The organism is Chryseobacterium sp. UF-81, from assembly GCF_058245105.1.
The window spans coordinates 116,634-133,351 of sequence record NZ_JBSIBX010000003.1 but is presented as its reverse complement, the minus strand read 5'-3'; the positions used below and the strand labels follow the sequence as shown (position 1 = coordinate 133,351).

21 protein-coding genes are annotated in these 16,718 nt (G+C 36.2%); 18 read left to right on the top strand and 3 right to left on the bottom strand.

The window, feature by feature from the left end:
- Positions 1-346: 346 nt before the first annotated feature.
- The 13 genes from AC4IFE_RS06065 to AC4IFE_RS06005 all read left to right on the top strand — a co-directional run bounded on the left by AC4IFE_RS06065 (position 347) and on the right by AC4IFE_RS06005 (position 9,112).
- Positions 347-529 carry a hypothetical protein gene (locus tag AC4IFE_RS06065; protein ID WP_306841225.1) on the top strand — a complete coding sequence of 61 codons (183 nt, stop codon included), beginning with the start codon at positions 347-349 and terminating at the stop codon, positions 527-529.
- A 58-nt stretch (positions 530-587) separates the two neighbouring features.
- Positions 588-2,228, top strand: coding sequence for a tetratricopeptide repeat-containing sensor histidine kinase (locus tag AC4IFE_RS06060; protein ID WP_490755623.1), 1,641 nt, complete (start codon positions 588-590; stop codon positions 2,226-2,228).
- 10 nt (positions 2,229-2,238) lie between these two features.
- A complete protein-coding gene (locus AC4IFE_RS06055; protein ID WP_490755621.1) occupies positions 2,239-2,904 on the top strand; it encodes a response regulator in 666 nt (221 codons plus the stop codon).
- Positions 2,905-3,031: 127 nt separating this feature from the next.
- On the top strand, positions 3,032-3,238 hold the full coding sequence (locus tag AC4IFE_RS06050; protein ID WP_490755619.1) for a hypothetical protein: 207 nt from the start codon (positions 3,032-3,034) through the stop codon (positions 3,236-3,238).
- Between the two features lie 9 nt (positions 3,239-3,247).
- The gene (locus tag AC4IFE_RS06045) at positions 3,248-3,580 is read left to right on the top strand and encodes a YegP family protein (protein ID WP_490755617.1); all 333 of its coding nucleotides are present in this window, start codon (positions 3,248-3,250) and stop codon (positions 3,578-3,580) included.
- A 10-nt stretch (positions 3,581-3,590) separates the two neighbouring features.
- Complete coding sequence (locus AC4IFE_RS06040) at positions 3,591-4,661, top strand: type I restriction endonuclease (RefSeq protein ID WP_490755615.1); 1,071 nt, start codon at positions 3,591-3,593, stop codon at positions 4,659-4,661.
- Positions 4,662-4,676: 15 nt separating this feature from the next.
- Positions 4,677-5,183 carry an SH3 domain-containing protein gene (locus AC4IFE_RS06035; protein ID WP_490755613.1) on the top strand — a complete coding sequence of 169 codons (507 nt, stop codon included), beginning with the start codon at positions 4,677-4,679 and terminating at the stop codon, positions 5,181-5,183.
- An 18-nt stretch (positions 5,184-5,201) separates the two neighbouring features.
- Positions 5,202-5,825 (top strand): PH domain-containing protein, encoded by a 624-nt coding sequence (locus tag AC4IFE_RS06030; protein WP_490755611.1) that lies wholly within the window; start codon positions 5,202-5,204, stop codon positions 5,823-5,825.
- Entirely contained in the window at positions 5,803-6,045 is a 243-nt protein-coding gene (locus AC4IFE_RS06025) for a TM2 domain-containing protein (protein ID WP_490755609.1), read from the top strand. Before AC4IFE_RS06030 ends, AC4IFE_RS06025 begins: the two co-directional genes overlap by 23 nt.
- A gap of 11 nt (positions 6,046-6,056) precedes the next feature.
- Positions 6,057-6,458, top strand: a complete 402-nt coding sequence (locus tag AC4IFE_RS06020; RefSeq protein ID WP_490755607.1) for a DUF6804 family protein — start codon at positions 6,057-6,059, stop codon at positions 6,456-6,458.
- Positions 6,459-6,465: 7 nt separating this feature from the next.
- Positions 6,466-6,873 (top strand): hypothetical protein, encoded by a 408-nt coding sequence (locus tag AC4IFE_RS06015; RefSeq protein WP_490755605.1) that lies wholly within the window; start codon positions 6,466-6,468, stop codon positions 6,871-6,873.
- Between the two features lie 6 nt (positions 6,874-6,879).
- The gene (locus AC4IFE_RS06010) at positions 6,880-8,217 is read left to right on the top strand and encodes a coiled-coil domain-containing protein (RefSeq protein ID WP_490755604.1); all 1,338 of its coding nucleotides are present in this window, start codon (positions 6,880-6,882) and stop codon (positions 8,215-8,217) included.
- A gap of 10 nt (positions 8,218-8,227) precedes the next feature.
- Positions 8,228-9,112 (top strand): hypothetical protein, encoded by an 885-nt coding sequence (locus AC4IFE_RS06005; protein WP_490755603.1) that lies wholly within the window; start codon positions 8,228-8,230, stop codon positions 9,110-9,112.
- Between the two features lie 53 nt (positions 9,113-9,165).
- Here AC4IFE_RS06005 and AC4IFE_RS06000 read toward each other — a convergent pair whose 3' ends face one another.
- From AC4IFE_RS06000 to AC4IFE_RS05990, 3 genes are all read right to left on the bottom strand, one after another.
- Positions 9,166-9,615, bottom strand: a complete 450-nt coding sequence (locus AC4IFE_RS06000) for a GNAT family N-acetyltransferase (RefSeq protein WP_490755602.1) — start codon at positions 9,613-9,615, stop codon at positions 9,166-9,168.
- On the bottom strand, positions 9,608-10,231 hold the full coding sequence (yihA, locus tag AC4IFE_RS05995; RefSeq protein ID WP_490755601.1) for a ribosome biogenesis GTP-binding protein YihA/YsxC: 624 nt from the start codon (positions 10,229-10,231) through the stop codon (positions 9,608-9,610). Before yihA ends, AC4IFE_RS06000 begins: the two co-directional genes overlap by 8 nt.
- A gap of 65 nt (positions 10,232-10,296) precedes the next feature.
- The gene (locus AC4IFE_RS05990) at positions 10,297-11,058 is read right to left on the bottom strand and encodes an alpha/beta fold hydrolase (protein WP_490755600.1); all 762 of its coding nucleotides are present in this window, start codon (positions 11,056-11,058) and stop codon (positions 10,297-10,299) included.
- 272 nt (positions 11,059-11,330) lie between these two features.
- Between AC4IFE_RS05990 and mraZ the strand changes: the two genes are divergently transcribed.
- From mraZ to AC4IFE_RS05965, 5 genes are all read left to right on the top strand, one after another.
- Positions 11,331-11,789 carry a division/cell wall cluster transcriptional repressor MraZ gene (gene mraZ / locus AC4IFE_RS05985; RefSeq protein WP_490755598.1) on the top strand — a complete coding sequence of 153 codons (459 nt, stop codon included), beginning with the start codon at positions 11,331-11,333 and terminating at the stop codon, positions 11,787-11,789.
- A 42-nt stretch (positions 11,790-11,831) separates the two neighbouring features.
- Positions 11,832-12,725 carry a 16S rRNA (cytosine(1402)-N(4))-methyltransferase RsmH gene (rsmH, locus tag AC4IFE_RS05980; RefSeq protein WP_490755596.1) on the top strand — a complete coding sequence of 298 codons (894 nt, stop codon included), beginning with the start codon at positions 11,832-11,834 and terminating at the stop codon, positions 12,723-12,725.
- A 97-nt stretch (positions 12,726-12,822) separates the two neighbouring features.
- Complete coding sequence (locus tag AC4IFE_RS05975) at positions 12,823-13,188, top strand: FtsL-like putative cell division protein (protein ID WP_034701184.1); 366 nt, start codon at positions 12,823-12,825, stop codon at positions 13,186-13,188.
- Entirely contained in the window at positions 13,172-15,163 is a 1,992-nt protein-coding gene (locus AC4IFE_RS05970; protein ID WP_490755594.1) for a penicillin-binding transpeptidase domain-containing protein, read from the top strand. The genes AC4IFE_RS05975 and AC4IFE_RS05970 overlap by 17 nt, the downstream gene beginning before the upstream one ends.
- A gap of 67 nt (positions 15,164-15,230) precedes the next feature.
- On the top strand, positions 15,231-16,691 hold the full coding sequence (locus AC4IFE_RS05965; protein ID WP_490755593.1) for a UDP-N-acetylmuramoyl-L-alanyl-D-glutamate--2,6-diaminopimelate ligase: 1,461 nt from the start codon (positions 15,231-15,233) through the stop codon (positions 16,689-16,691).
- Positions 16,692-16,718: the final 27 nt, after the last annotated feature.

The following is a 16,718-nucleotide window of genomic DNA, read 5'->3' as shown; positions in this document are numbered from 1 at the left end:
TATCTATCATACCACATTACGGATTCCCATAAGGCCTCCGTTGTCCAGAACGTGTCCACAGATGTCCAAAACGTGTCTAACATCTGCGTCATCATTTGCCGCATCTTTGCTTCAGAAATCAGTGACAAACAAAACATTACAAAAACAAATGTACAAAACTGATTTCAAAATCACCAGATAAAACGGAGGAAAACTCCGGGTTGGGAAGCAGATGTTTCTCCTCCGTTTTTGAAGGTTCACTTCCCAAAAATTTAGAAGCGCTTCAAATTTTTTATTCGTGTAGCTCTACCCGTGATCGGTTTCACTGGCAACTACAGAAATGCTCAAATTTTAAATTTTTAAACCAATGTTAGAATTAATATTGATGCTACTGGGATTAGCATTTTCAAATAACAACGCAAACACGACATCAGATAATAGTAATAATCAGGAACAGACAACAGTTCAGCTGACAGATCCGGGAGAAGGAGTGGATCCGGGAGACACCGGAGGAGAAACGGGGCAGCTTCCTCCTCCTCCAAAAAAATAACCAATTAGGCGAAAGAGAATTTCTTTCGCTTTTTTTATTATTTTTGATAAAAAACTAATTGAAAAAACTCATCTTCTTATTACCTGTAATTCTATTTTCCTGTAATAAAAACAACAGAACTGCAAAAAGTGATAGAACAGACTATGACAAAGCATATAATTATTTAAAAACTTCAGAAAAAGATAGTGCTTTTAAATATTTCAACAGAGCAAAAGATTTTTTCATTCAGGAGAACAACTCTTCATTCGCTGGTAGCTGCCTAGTAAATATGGGTATTATACAATGTGAAAATGGAGATTATTATGGCAGCCAAGAAACAGCTTTATCTGCGATTAAATATTTAAACCCCCAAAAAGATACTCTGGAAATAGTAGGGAATTATAATAACTTAGGTATTACCTGCCAAAATCTAAAAGAATATAATAAAGCCGCACAGTTTTACAATAAAGCTGCCGGGTTTTCAAAAGACCCGATTGATCAGTTAACCTTACTAAATAATAAAGCAATCTCATACACATACTTAAAAAAACATGATTCTGCCATTCATATTTTTAATAAAATATTAGCTTTTCCAAATATAAAAGTCCATGCTAAGATTTTCTCAAAGGTCTATGATAATTTAGCTTATACAAAATTTAGCCAAAATCCTGCATATAATGCAGAGCCAGAGCTAAATGAAGCTCTTCAAATCAGAAAGGAAACAAATGACAACAATGGCTTAAATGCCAGTTTTTATCATCTAACAGAATATTTTGAAAATAAAGACCCTAAAAAAGCATTGTATTATGCCAATGAAAACTGGCAGATAGCTAAAAAAAATAATAGTCCGGATGATCAGTTAAGAGCACTTCAGAAGATAATTACATTGGAAAGTTCTAATAATTCAAAACATTCTTTTTTGAAGTATCAAAATCTCAATGATAGTCTTCAAACCGCTAGAAATAAAGCAAAAAATCAATTCGCTCTGATTAGATTTGATGCAGAAAAAATGAAGAATGAAATAGCGGAAAATGAAGCTGAGCTTTTAAAAAGAAATATTGGTTTATTATCCTTATCTATTCTATTAGTTAGTGGAGGGTTTTGGTATAAAAAAAGAAAGAAAAGGCTCCAGCAGGAAAAAGAACTTGAGGTAAAAAATACACAGCTTAAACTCTCTAAAAAAGTCCACGACGTAGTAGCCAACGGCATTTATCAGGTCATGACGAAAATAGAGAATCAGGAACACTTTGATAAAGAAAAGGCTCTGGACGAGTTGGAATTTGTTTATGAGAAGTCAAGGGATATTTCCTACGAAAAGGAAGATACTAAAGATGAACAGGATTTTAGCGAAAAAATTTCAAATAGTATTGGCTCTTTTAATAATGATACCGTAAAAACATACATCGCCGGAAATGAAAAAAATATTTGGGAAAATGTAAGCCACCCCAACCAGGAGGAAATCTATCAAATCATTCGGGAGCTGCTTGTGAACATGAAAAAACACAGCAAGGCAAGTCTCGTTTCTTTCCGCTTTGAAAGAATTAATAATGAGATTATCATCCATTATAAAGACAATGGAATTGGAATGTCCGGAGCGGTAATGTATAAAAATGGATTATCAAATGCGGTTTCCCGTATAGAAATTTTAAAAGGACAAATTATTTTTGACACCGAAACCGAAAAGGGACTGAAAGTCGACATTTCATTTCCTGTTTACTAAAAACTAAAAAATGTTCAAAAAAATTTTAATAGCCGAAGACCATGAAATGGGTAGTTTATCTGTCCAGAGAACATTGGAAGAGCTCAATATTCCGAATGTTGATTATGTATATTATTGTGATGATGCCTTGGCAAAAGTTAAAAAATCTATTCGGGAAAACGATCCTTACGATTTGTTGATCACTGATCTTTCTTATGAAGAAGACCATCATCTTCAGAATATTAAAGATGGAAAAGAACTGATTGAAGAGGTCAGGAAATTACAGCCTTTATTAAAAATCATTGTCTTTTCCGGAGAGCGTAAATCAGGAATTATTGATTCTCTTTTTACCGAATTCAGGATTAATGGGTACGTCCGCAAAGCCAGAAACGATTCTAAAGAACTGAAAAAAGCAATCGCATCCGTTTACGTCAATGAAAACTATCTGTCTCTTGACCTTAAGCAGGAAGTTAAAAAACTCAACAGTTATGAGTTTACAAAATATGACACCACACTTGTTTCTCTTCTTTCTCAGGGGGTGCAGCAAAAAAATATTCCGACTTATCTGCAGAATAACAATATCACACCCAATAGCCTGAGCAGTGTGGAAAAAAAATTAAACAGTTTAAAAGAAGCACTGGGAGTTACAAGCAATGAACAATTAATAGCTTTCTGTAAAGATCTGGGAATTATTTAATCTTGTTTTTAAATATTGTATAAAAACCTTTCAAAAATTTGAAAGGTTTTCTGTTTTACGGTTAACCGTAAGGTTTGGTTTTTTAATCGTTCTACTTTTGGAGTGTTAAACATTTAAAATAAATAATATGAAAAAGTATTACGTAAACAAAAGAGCACAAAGCAACGGAGACCATGAAGTTCATCATGAAGATTGCAGATACCTGCCGGATCCTGCTAACAGAAAATATCTGGGAGAATATTCTTCTTGTAAGGACGCTGTAAAAGAAGCTAAGAAAACGTACTCTCAATCAAATGGGTGTAAAACATGTTCAAACGAATGTCACACTAGTTAAGCAATTGTTATGGAAAAATTTGTAATCACAAAAAGAGTCAACAGTGAGTATCAGTTTAATTTAAAAGCTGGAAATGGCGAAATCATTCTAACCAGAGAAGGTTATGTCCAGAAAGCATCTTGTCTAAAAGGCATTGAATCTGTGAAAGTCAATTCCCAGGAGGATTCAAGATACGACAGAAGAGTTACGAAAAACGATAAAGACTACTTTGTACTCAAAGCAAAAAACGGAGAAATTATTGGTAAAAGTCAATATTACAGCTCCAAATCTTCAATGGAAGTCGGGATTTCATCTGTAAAAAAAAATGCACCTGCCGCCGAAATCATTGACGAAACCCTTTAAAAACAATATTATGGATCTCAAAATTAAACTTGAACAGTTGCATCAGAAAGTAGTCGGCCTGAAAGACCAGATCACGACGGAAGAAGCGACAAAAAATGCTTTTGTAATGCCTTTTATACAGATTTTAGGGTACGATATCTTTAATCCGACGGAAGTTCTTCCGGAACATATTTGCGACATCGGAACGAAAAAGGGAGAGAAAGTAGATTATGTAATCAAACACCATGATGAGCCTATTTTTATTATAGAATGTAAGCACTGGAAAGAAAATGCTGATGCGCACAATTCTCAGCTTCACCGGTATTATCATGTTTCAAAAACACGGTTTGGCGTGTTGACCAACGGGATCGTCTATAATTTCTATACAGACCTGGAAAAGCCTAATATTATGGATGAGAAGCCCTTTTTTACCATCAATATTGAAGATTTAAAGGACAGTTCCATCAAAATCCTTGAAAGTTTTACCAAAAAAGATTACAATCTTGAAAGTATTTTAGATTCTGCCGAAGCTTTAAAATACATCAAAGCGATAAGAAAAGAGTTTGAGAAAGAAATTGAAACCCCATCCGATGAACTCGTAAAATTATTGGTCAGCAGATTTTTTGAAAAACACCTGACAGCTAACAGAATGGTTTCTTTTAAGGAATATACCAAAAAGGCTTTAACAACCTCTATCAACGAATCCATCAGTTTCAGGCTTAAATCTGCATTAAGCATCAATGAGCAAATTGAGAAACAGGAAGAAGACGTGAGAACCGCCCAGCCTATTGATGAAAATAATGATTCTAAAATTGTAACCACCGAAGAAGAGCTGGAAGCGTTCCAGATTGTAAAAGCGATTTTAAGAGAAAAAGTTTCTTCCCAGAGAATTGCCCACAGGGATACCCTATCTTATTTTGGTGTTTTATTGGATGATAACAACAGAAAACCTCTTTGTCGTTTTCACTTTAATACTGCAAATAAGTATCTGGAAACTTTTCATAACGGCAAAGAAGCCGGAGAAAAAGTTCTATTGAAAAATCTGGATGAAATATATAATTTCAAAGAAGCACTCCATAAAACCTTAGAAAACTATAATTAACAAAAACTAATATCCATGAAAACATTCATCTCTATACTCATCCTAAGCATCGGTATATTTACTGCCGACTCTTTCAGTTTTTCTAGCTCTGAAAGCTCACATCATGGCAGAAGATGTACCGGTTCTGCATCCTGCAGCGCCTGCACCAATTGTACAGGCTGTGCTCATTGCTCTTCCGGAGGAAGCTGCGGTGTGTGCAGCGGTGGTTCTTATGGAAAGAAATCATCCTCAAGCAAAAAGAAATCTAAAGCATCATCAGATTCACATTACACCAAAAAAAACAAGTCTTACAACTCTCCTAGAATTCGTATTGATGAAATCAACATCAATACTAACAACCGGTATTTTGCAGGGGCTGCGGTTACTAATATCTATGCAAAGCCTTTTCTAAACTCTAAAGTAATAGAGACTGTGCCAAAAAATACAGAATTAAAACAGTTATCTAAACAGGATTCCTGGTATAAAGTGCAGGTGAAAAAAAGCGGAAAAGTCGGGTATGTCTATTACAAAGATGTAAAATAATTTGAAAAACAAAACATCATGAATTTAAAGAAATTTTTAAACGAAGAACAAGATCCAAAAGCCGTTGAAAAGCTTTTAGAAAGAATTAATGACCTTATAACAGCTCAGGAGTTTGTAGAATATATTGCCGTTCAAAAAAAGCCTGCTATCAATTTTTCTCCGGACTGTATAGCACTTACCAACAGAAGAATTATTTTCTGCAGACCTAAAAACTTTGGATTATCCATGGATTTTCAGGACTATAATTGGGTAGATATTGCAGATTGCCATATTAAGGAAGGAATTTTGGGGGCTACTTTTACAATGAAGACCGTAAGCAACTACAGCAATATGATGGATTACCTTCCAAAAGCCCAAGCCAGAAAACTTTACCAGTTTGCCCAGGAAATTGAAGAAAAAATGAGAGGAGTAAGGAGAGAAAAAGACCTTGAGGTTAGAAGAGCATCAGCAGGTGGAGTCACCGTAAATAATGCCACCCCGATAATAGCACATCCTTTTCAGGCTCCACAACCTGTTACACAGCTTATAGAAGCTGAGGATCCTTTTGCTGTTTTACAAAAACTGAAAGGATTAATGGATAGCGGAATCATTTCTGTTGAAGAATTTGAAAGTAAAAAAAATGAAATATTATCAAGAGTTTAAGCATATGAAATCAAAATTTACTGCAGCATTGCTTGCCTTCTTTTTAGGCGGACTAGGCATTCATAGATTTTACTTAGGACAAAATAAACTGGGATTATTTTATTTACTGTTTTGTTGGACATTCATTCCCGCATTCATTGCACTGATTGATTTTTTCATTTTTATTTTTATGTCTGAAGATCATTTTAATTACAAATTTAATCTCAAAACCGGATTTTAAAACTTTAACTCATGAAACCTTTTCTTACCCTATGTGCGATCTGTTGTTTCGTAGCCATTTTCAGACTTCCTATAGAATATTATACTATTTTGAGAATTCTTATTTCCATGGGAGCTTTACTTGTTTTGTATAATGCAATACGTTTTAAGCAATATTATTTCAGTCTGATTTTTCTCTTTATTCTTATCCTTTTCAACCCTGTTTTTCCTATTTATCTCTATAGAAAAAGCATATGGATCCCTATGGATATTATAACCGGAATCCTTTTTCTTCTCATTGCTTTTGTTGAAAAACCGGAAGAAAAAAAAGAAGAAATCATAGAAACTCAGGAAGAAACTACAGGGTACTCTGCACAACCGAAACTGCATTCCCGGGATATTATTATTAACCCTAAAAAAACAAGAGAAAACTAATCCAACCATGGAAAATATTAAAATTACTGAAAATCTTAAAGCACACTTTTTAAGATTGTATCAAATGGCCATCTGCGACGATGATTTTAGTGCTCTGGAACTAAAAATGCTTTATAAATGTGCGGAAGAAAGAGGTATTTCACCTAAAAATCTGGATGAAATCCTTTTAAACCCTATCAATTTTAGATCGCTTGTTCCCCAGACAATTGAAGAAAAAGTAGATTATCTCTATGACCTCACAGTAATGATCTGGGCAGACGGAGTAGTTTCTCCAAACGAATATTCTGCCATGGAAAAATATGTTCTGATGTTTGGGTTCCTTCAAGAAAACGTAAAAGCGATTGTCGATTATCTGATAACCTCTGTAAAAACCGGAAAAGATAAAACAGATATTTTATACGAACTAAAAAACTAACTGATCATGACCACCAATATTAAAAATTTATTCAAATTAAAATCAATTCCCATTGAAGCGTCAAAAGAAGAATCTCCCAGACCGGAAATTGATCCCCATACAGAATCTCCAGAGGAAAGCAGAAAGCGAACCTACCATGAATCCGGCTATAGAGACAGCTCCAGAAATAATGGGAACCATACGACGCTCTTCATTTGCCTGGACGCCGTTTACTCCAAATTCCAGAATGAGGAAAAAGAAATGGTGGAAAAACAGCAAAAGCTCAAAGAATCTTATATTAATGAACAAAAAAACCGGGAAACAGAGATTAAAGCACTGACCGTTTCACTGGAAACCAAAGAAGAACAGCTTAACAATAAAAATAATGAAATTGAGGGTCATCAAAATAAAATTGAAAGTTTAAAAGCAGAGATCAACGATTTACCCAGAAATCCTGAAAAGCACAATGTAAAAGCGACAAAAGGGGCTTCCACAAAATTCTGGATTGGTACCATTCTTCTTGTTCCCATCAGTTTGTACCTGCTTACATTTTATATTTCAACTTCCTACTCAGCGTTTTTTAAAAGTTTTGATGCAAAAAGCACGGTAATTCAAAGTGTATTAGATGCACAGGCGTTTAGCAAAGCCTGGAATGAAGGGGCAATAGAAGGGGCTTTTGTCACCCTTATTCCATCGGTTTTCTTAGGGCTTGGTTTTTTAATTCATATGTTTGGAGAAAACAAAACCAAGCTCAATTATCTCAAGCTGGGCTTGTTATTTATCATCACCTTCATCTTCGATGCTATTTTGGCATACGAAATTGAGTCTAAATTATATGAACTAAACAAAACCTTCGACTCTCCACCCTTCGATCTTAAAATCGCTTTTACCAAAAACCAGTTTTGGGGAATTATTTTCGCGGGGTTCATTGTTTACATTATCTGGGGACTGGTTTTCGATTTTGTGATGAAGGAACATCGAGAGAAAGATAAAATTAAAAACGAACAGGAGATCAGACAGAAAAACGTGCTCTTCCTGATGGAAAAAATTAATGTTCTTAAAAAAGAAATTGAAGAAGTCCTTGCCAATATAGGAACGACCAAAGAACTCATCATAAAAACACGAGGAAGAATTGAAGAGCTTCAGAACATCATTGACGGAGTGATTATTCCCACCAAAGATTACAAACTCTATGCTTCGGAATATGTTCAGGGTTGGATTACCTATATCGGTGAAAAAATAGCTGTTTCAAAAACGGAAAAGCAAACCATGATCGACAGCTGTATCGATACGTACAACACTAATCTGAAAGAGGTAGGAGCTAACTCTGATAATCAAAATTTAGTCTATTTATCCGCATTATAAATCACTTATTATGAAAAAAATATTGTATTTATTAGTACTCCTTTCTTTGGTTTGCTGTTGTAAAAAAGAGCCCGAAGATCCTCCAACTGATACAACTTCCCTTAAACTTGACTCCAACAATATCAATGTCAGCATTCTGATTGATTTATCCGATCGGATAGATCCTAAAACAAATTCGAATCCGACAATGGAGTATTTCCAAAGGGATATAGAATACATTAAAGCGATCGAAAAAGGATTTCTGAACCATATCAAAACAAAAAGGATCATCACGTATAATGATCAGATGCAGGTCTTCTTCAATCCCGAACCATCTGATACCAAAATCAATGACTTTACGAAAGATCTTAAGGTTTCTTTCGACCAAAATACCAATAAAGCCTATTTCAATACCGTTGAAAAAAAATATGCTGCATTACCTGCCAACATTTATCAGTCTGCAATGAAAGACGGAAAATATGTAGGTTCTGATATCTGGGAATTTTTTAAAAATAAAATCAATGATTACTGTGTAAAAGAAGATCACAAGAATATCTTGTTTATTCTGACAGACGGATATATGTACCATGAAAATTCCAAGTTTTCAGAAAAAACAAAAACCTCATATTTAACCTCAAAGCTTATTAAATCAAACAATTTAACAACATCTGATTTTAAAACAACTTTTGAGAAAAATAATTTGGGTTTTGTAAAAGCCAATGATAACTTAAGCAACCTGGAAGTTATTGTTCTCGGAATTAATCCTGAAAAAGGAAATCCATTTGAAGAAGCCGTTATCAAGGAATACTGGGAAAATTGGTTTAAAGAAATGAAAATTAAAAAATATCAGATAAAATCAGCTGATTTACCTTCCAATTTAGAACCTATTATTATAAAAGTTATTACAGGTAAATAATAAAAAAACACCCACCATATATCAAAAAAAGCGAAGATTTCCCCTTCGCTTTTTTATTTTCTGATCATTTCCGTATGCGGAATATCGTCTTCCAGGTATTTTTTTCCGGTATCTACAAATCCGAATTCGGAATAAAATCTTAACAAGTAATCCTGCGCCGAAATCTTGATCTCTGAAGTATGGAAACGGTTTTCTATAGTCTCTACGGCATATTTAATCAGCTGGCGTCCCAGGTTTTTGCCCCTAGCCCGCTCCGTTGTAAGGACCCTTCCTAAAGAAGTTTCATCATACTTGATCCCTTTATCGAAAACACGGCAGTACGCAAGAATCTGTCCGTCTTCTTCTGCCCAGATATGAATTCCCTTCTGGTCATAATTATCCAGGTCTGGGTAAGGACAGTTCTGCTCGATCACAAAAACATCAATACGGGCTTTTAAGATTGAGTACAGTTCAGGAACTGTAAACTCATCGAAGGTTTTAATTTTCCAGATTATATTACTCATCAAAACTCACATTATTATTTTTCAGGAATTCATTCGTTTTCTGAATGAAATCAAGGATCTCATCACCACCCGTTTTCTTTTCCGCAGAAGTTATGTACAGTTCTGGGAGATCATCCCAGGTTTTATGCAGCTCGTTTTTATAATTTTCTACATTTTGTATCGCAACATTCGGCTTCAGTTTATCTGCTTTCGTGAAAACAATCGAAAAAGGAATCCCGCTTTCCCCGCACCACTGGATAAATTCCAGATCTATCTTTTGCGGACTATGTCGTGAATCTACCAACACGAAAAGATTCACCAGGTTTCTTCTGTTTAAAATATAATTGGTGATCAGCTTTTCAAAATCCTTTCTTATAGATTTTGAAACTTTCGCATATCCATAGCCCGGTAAATCCGTCAGATACCAGTCTTCATTCACTAAAAAATGATTGATAAGCTGAGTTTTTCCCGGCGTTCCGGAAGTTTTTGCGAGATCCTTATGATTCATCATTGCATTGATCAGTGATGATTTTCCCACATTAGACCTTCCGATAAAAGCATATTCAGGCATAGTAGGTTCCGGGCATTCCTGCCATTTCCCGCTACTCTTTACAAAATTTGCTGTTTTAATAACCATCTTTCGAATATTTTTTAGAAAAACAAACCATTAAGAAAAGCTCTTAATGGTTTATTATTATTTATTTAAACTTTGTCTTTTAACCAGCTGTAGAGAATTTCATTGAATTCGTCCGGTTTCTCCATCATCGCAGCATGTCCGCATTTCTCGATCCAGAAAAGATCTGAATTTGGAATAAACTTGTGCATATCTTCTGCCACTTCAGGAGGCGTTACATTATCCTGTCTTCCCCATATCAGACACGTTGGTGTAATAATCTTGGGAAGGTCGTTCAGCATATTATGTTTGATAGCGCTTCTTGCCAGCATTACCGTTTTTATTCCCTTCATTCTGTCATTTACTACAGAAAAAACCTCGTCTACAAGATCTTCTGTAGCGATAGCAGGGTCATAAAAAACCTCTTCCGTTTTCTTCCTTATATAAGAACGGTCGTTTTTTCTTGGAAAGCTATCACCGAACGTTCTTTCATACAATCCGGAGCTTCCTGTTAATACAAGATTTTTCACCAGATCCGGTCTTGCCAGAGTCAGAATAAGACCCACATGTCCTCCCATAGAATTCCCTACGATAGTGACAGGTCCTGAAATATGACTTTCTATAAATTTGATAATATATTTGGCAATAGTAGTAAGATTAGTATTGAGTACCGGCAGATCATAGATAGGTAACTGGGGAACATATACCTTAAATCCCTTTTCCGAAAAAAAATCTACCATCTTATCGAAATTACTCAAACCACCCATTAAACCGTGCAACAGCACCAATGGATGTCCTTCTCCCGCCTCTACAAAAGTATATTTCTTTTCTTTTTTTGTACTAAATATCATAAAATGCCTTAATAAAGCTCTGCAAAAATACAAATTAAACCTCAAAAAAATTTTGATTACCCTAATTTAAAGTAAAAATAATATAATATCATCCTTTTTCTTTACTTTTTTCAAAACCTCTTTATTATGGCCCAAATAACAACTTTTACAACAGGCAACATATCAACCACTTATCTATTTTAAATTGAATCTTTAATAAAACTTATTAACATTAAGTCAAAAAGTGGGAAAAAGTGGGAAATTTTGGAAATTATTATATAAATTTGTCCCAAATGAAAAGTTTCATTGGAACATATGAGTGTAAAATTGACGACAAAGGCCGTTTAAAAGTTCCCTCCTCCCTGATCAAACAGATGGAAAACTTCGACGATAAGGCATTTGTAGTCAAGAGATCTGTGTTCCAGCCTTGCCTCGAAGTCTATCCTATGAATGCATGGGACAAACTGATGGGCAAAATTAATAAGCTAAACAGATTCATTAAAAAGAATGCTGATTTCATTCGAATGTTTACGGCAGGGGTAAAAACAGTAGAACTGGACAATGCAGGAAGGCTTCAGATCTCAAAAGATCTGGTTCATTTTGCAAACCTTCAGAAAGATACGGTAATTACCAGCGCAGGAGAGCTTTTTGAAATTTGGGATAAAGATGCCTATGAAAAGGTGATTTCTACCAACGAAGCTGATTTTGCAAGCCTGGCCGAAGATGTAATGGGCTCTTTCGATGAAGAATAAACCACACTTGTTGTAAAAGGCAAGGTAAAAACACAATTAAGTATGTACCACAACCCCGTTTTATTGAAGCAGAGCGTTGATGATTTGGTGACGAATCCTGACGGAATATACGTGGACTGCACTTTTGGAGGAGGAGGCCACTCAAGAGAGATTTTGAGCAGACTTTCAGATAAGGGAAAGCTTTTCAGTTTCGATCAGGACCTGGATGCTCTTAAAAATACAATTGATGATCCAAGGTTTACTCTGGTGAATCAGAATTTCAGATTTTTGGAAAACTCCATGCTGATGTATGGTATTTCCCAGATAGACGGAGTATTGGCAGATCTTGGCGTTTCATCCCACCAGTTTGATGAGGCAGAAAGAGGTTTTTCTACAAGGAACAACGCTCCTCTGGATATGAGAATGAACGTGATGCAGAATCTCGATGCCAAAAAGGTGATCAATGAGTATGAGGAAACAGAGCTTGCCGATATTTTTTATCACTATGGTGAATTGAGAGAGGCAAGAAAGCTGGCAAGAGATATTGTTCATCACAGAAAAACGAAAACCATTACGACGACAGAAGACCTGAAAAAGCTTTTCAGCTATCTTCCGCCTCATAAGGTTAATAAGTTCTATGCACAGCTCTTTCAGGCAATAAGAATAGAAGTTAACCAGGAGCTTGAAGCGCTGAAGGAAATGCTTGTTCAGTCTCTGAATATTTTAAAACCGGGAGGAAGACTTGTTGTTATTTCTTACCATTCGTTAGAAGACCGTCTGGTAAAAAGATTCCTGAAAAACGGCATGTTTGAAGGAGAGCAGCAGAGAGATATTTACGGGAATTACAAAAAGGTTTTTGAATTGTTAAAAACTAAAGCGATCATCCCGGATGATAAAGAAATTGAAGAAAACTCAAGAGCAAGAAGTGCAAAAATGAGAACCGGAATAAAAGTGTAAAAGTGAATGATGAATGGGCGATTATTTGAAATTTATAAAATTGACCATTGACAAAACAAAGTGAATTCACGGCAAAGCAAATTGAGATAAAAAGATTTTGGCAAAAAGAACAACAAACCGCCCTCAGAAGAAGCTCACCTTTATAGATATTATAAAAGGAAATTTTCTGAACCGTGATGAGATCAAAACTCATTACAAGTATTTTTTACTGTTGTTCATCCTCATGATGGCGATGATTTATAGCAATCACCTCGTCAACAAGAAGATTAAAATTGTCAATGCATTAAAAGAAGAAACAGAAGAATATAAATCGAGAAACGCTTACGCCCAGAGTAAGCTGATCAAAGTAAAAATGGAATCGCAACTGGGGAAGGAGGTCGCAAAAGACTCATTGATGACTTTGGAAAACCATCCTCATAAACTGCTAATAAAACTGGACAGTACAGATGCAAAAACAAAATGAATACGATAACAAACGTAAAAAAACGTTAAGGTGGGGCTACCTCTTCGCTGTAGGAGTTCTGTGCGTATTTGTCATGTTTCTTGCAAGAATTGTAATCCTGCAAAATACTAACGTTCAGGAAATTAAAGACGATTACATTAATAAAAACTACCGTGAAGCCACTCTCAAGGCTGCCCGCGGAAACCTGTTCGCCTCAGACGGGTCTATTCTTGCCACTACCGTGATGCGCTATGATATCTATCTTGATTTCAAAACAATGAAAGATACGATCTACAGCAACAATATCGGCGCACTGACAGATTCTTTGAGCAAAATGTTCGGAAAACCCAGAGGAGAATTCAGAAAGAAATTTGACGAGCAGAAAAAGAAGAAAAACCAATACTATACTTTGGTGAAAGGTCTCGACTTTGACGAGTACGACAGGATCAGAAACTTCCCGATCTTTAAAAAAGGAAAAAACAAAGGCGGTTTTATCGTCGATAGAAATTATAAAAGAGAACTGGCTACATCAGAAATTGGAGCGGGAACCATCGGTATGGATAACGGCGAAGTGAAAGCCGGTCTTGAAGGCGCTTTTTCCAAATACCTTACAGGAACAGACGGAAAAAGACTGGAGCAAAGAATCAATTCATCCCAATGGAAGCCCATCGACTACTGGAAAGTAAAAGAACCAGTGGATGGTGAAGATGTTTACACAACCTTAGACCTTAGAATTCAGGACATTGCCCACTCCGCTTTGGAGAAACAGCTGATCACTTTTGAAGCCAAACACGGAACAGTGATCGTTATGGAAACCGAAACCGGAAAAGTACGTGCTCTTGTCAATCTGAGAAGAACGGAGTCCGGGGAATATGAAGATTCTTATAATTATGCCTTAAAAGATAATATCGAACCCGGTTCTACCTTCAAAACCATTTCACTTTTAGCAGCAATGGACGATGGCTTCATCGATGAAAATACTACCGTAAATGTAGGAGGCGGAGTCTGGACCTATGCCAAGCAGAGAATTTCAGACGGCCACGGCGGGGGAACTTACGATATAAGTGATGTTTTAGCCAAATCAAGTAACGTGGGAACGGCAAAACTGATTACAAAATATTATGCAGAAAAACCGCAGATCTTTCTTGATCACCTGAGAAGATGGAAATTATTTGACAAAATGGATATCGAGCTTCCGGGAATCACAAAACCAAAGATCGTAACACCACAAAACAAGAGATGGAATGCTGCAACGCTCGCTTCTATTTCTTACGGATATTCTTCAAATATCAACCTGTTACAGCTAACAACCTTCTATAATGGGGTTGCTAATGGCGGTAAAATGCTTAAACCTCTGTTCATTGACAAGATCATGAAAGAAGGAAAAGTAGTCTACAGTGCAAAACCTGAAGTAATGGTGAATAAAATGGCATCAGAAAAAGCAATTAAAATGATGACCAGCGCACTTACCAAAGCCGTAGAAAAAGGAACGGGACGAAGCATCTTTACACCCAACCTGAAAATGGCAGGAAAAACAGGTACCGCAAGATTTGAATACTGGTTACCGGGCCCTATGAAATACCGTGCATCATTTGCCGGCTTCTACCCTGCAGATCAACCGAAATACACCTGTTATGTGATGATCAGTGAACCCAATACTGCAAAAGGGTTTTATGGCGGATCCGTTTCAGCGCCGGTATTTAAAGAAATTGCAGGAAAAACATTCCTGAAAACTCCTCAGAATATTGAAAAAGAAATGCTGGTTGACAGAAAGGTAAACCTCAGTAAAATGGTTGAGCCCAATGTAAAAATAGCAGTAAATAACAAGCAGATGCCAAGCGTAGTTGGACTGATAGGCAAAAACATCATCCCCCAACTTGAAAATTTAGGATATAGGGTTGATTATAAAGGAGTTGGACGAATTAAAGAACAATTTCCGCTGGAAGGCACAATAATCAGCAAGAACCAGAGAATCTATTTGTCTCTGCAGAATTAAAGTAAGAGAAACAAGTCTCAAAAGGACTATTAATAAAAGGATAGGAAAAATTCCTGTCAGATATAAAATGATAATAGCAGAATTATTAAAAAGAATTCCAGTTTTAGAAATTTACGGTGATGACAGCCGTGAGATTACGGAATTGGCCTTCGACAGCAGAAAGATTACGGAAGGCTCGCTCTATGTAGCAGTGAGAGGAACCGTTGCGGATGGACATTCATACATTGCATCATCTGTTGAAAAAGGTGCAAAAGCTGTTGTGTGCGAAGAATTCCCTGAAGCAATAGATAAAAACGTAACCTACGTTAAGGTGAAAGATTCGTCTAAAGCATTGGGACATCTGGCATCTAACTTTTACGGAAACCCATCGCAGAAGCTTAAGCTGATTGGAGTGACAGGAACCAACGGAAAAACATCCGTGTCTACCCTTCTTTTTGATGTATTCAAAAATCTGGGGTACGATTCTGCATTACTTTCTACAGTGGAAATCAGAGTCGGCGAAAAAATTATTCCGGCAACACATACCACTCCGGATGTGATTACCATCAATAAAATTTTAGCACAGGCAGTTGAAGAAGGTTGCGAATTTGCTTTCATGGAAGTAAGTTCTCACGGAATTGCCCAAAACAGAATTGAAGGCTTACATTTTAAAGCCGCTGGTTTCACGAACCTTACCCACGATCATTTGGATTATCATAAAACGTTCGACGAATATCTGAAAACAAAGAAAAGATTTTTTGACGGGCTAGAAGATACTGCTGTTGCCATTACAAATGTAGATGACAAAAACGGCATGGTAATGCTTCAGAACACAAAAGCAAAGAAGAAGTCTTATGCCCTTAAAACAATGGCTGATTACCATGGTAAATCTTTAGAAATTGATTTCAATGGCATGCTGCTGAACTTCAATGGAAAAGAGTTCTGGACTACGCTGACGGGAAAATTTAATATTTATAATCTGCTGCTGGTTTTCGGAATTGCTTCCGAACTTGGTTTTGAGCAGGATGAAATTTTGCAGGCAATCAGCAAGCTGAAAAGAGTTTCAGGAAGGTTTGAAACATTCAAGTCAGACGGAGGGATTTTCTTCATCGTAGATTATGCCCACACTCCGGATGCTTTAGAAAACATTCTGGACAGCATCAATGATATCAGAACAAAGAATGAAAGGCTGATCACCGTTTTCGGATGCGGAGGCGACAGAGATCATTCCAAGAGGCCTGAAATGGGAAATATAGCCTCCAAAAAATCAACGCTGGCAATCATTACCTCAGATAATCCGAGAACAGAAGATCCCGCGCAGATCATCAAAGAAATTGAAGCAGGGGTTGAGCCTCAAAACTTCGGCAAATACACTTCAATTCCGGACAGAAGAGAGGCCATAAAAATGGCAATCAGATTTGCAGAGCCAAGAGATATTGTTTTAGTAGCCGGAAAAGGCCACGAAACCTATCAGGACATTAATGGTTTGAAACATCATTTTGACGACAAGGAAACGATAAATGAGCTTTGGAAGTTAATGAGTAAATAAAAATAAGATTAAAAGATTCAATTTATT